Source organism: Arthrobacter sp. SPT-J7, assembly GCF_059089965.1.
Genome location: NZ_JBNHFF010000505.1, coordinates 1 through 777 on the forward strand (window position 1 = coordinate 1; position 777 = coordinate 777).

Annotated in this window: 1 protein-coding gene; it reads left to right on the plus strand. The window is 62.2% G+C overall.

Annotated elements, in window-relative coordinates:
- A partial coding sequence (locus AC5RWX_RS33920; RefSeq protein WP_494100523.1) for an APC family permease occupies positions 1 to 714 on the plus strand: 714 nt, incomplete at its 5' end.
- Positions 715 to 777 lie beyond the last annotated feature (63 nt).

Genomic DNA, 777 nt, shown 5'->3' on the forward strand with positions numbered 1-777 from the left:
AGGAACCCGGAAAGGATCTTCCCCCGCACCATGCTGACCGGCCTGGGCATAGCCGTGCTCCTCTACATGCTGGTCGCAGTCTCCGTGGTCAGCGTGCTGACCCCCACAGAGCTGGAAAACATTCGGGAAGCCGAGGGTGCCGCCCTCCTTGAAGTGGTGCACAAAGGCTCACCCGATTTCCCGGTCGACAGGATCTTCCCGTTCCTGGCGGTCTTTGCCGTAGCCAATACGGCGCTGATCAACATGCTGATGGCGAGCCGCCTCATTTACGGCATGGCACGCCAACGCGTCCTGCCACGTGCCCTCGGGAAAGTCCTGCCGGTCCGCCGCACACCGTGGGCGGGCATTGTCTTCTCCACCGTCCTGGCACTGGGGCTCATCCTGTACGTGACCAGCGATCCGGAAAGCAATATCGTGGCCAACCTCTCCGGCACCACAGCCTTCCTGCTGCTGTGTGTCTTCACGGTGGTGAACGTGGCGTGCGTGGTGCTGCGGCGCAAGCGGGACCCCAACCGGAAGGTGTTCTTCACCTCGCCGGGGCAACTGCCGCTGGTGGCCGCCCTGCTGTGCGCCTTCCTTGCCGGTCCGTGGGTTGGCCGGAACGTTATTCAGTACGAGATTGCCGGTGGCCTGATGGCCATCGGCGTTGTGCTCTGGTTCGTCACATGGCTGATCAACCGGAGAACCAACCAAGAGGAAAGGCCTAACAAATGACAGCTGCCGCAGAATCGACTGTCACCTTTGACGGACGCTTCGCCAGGGAACTCTCCGAGCTAG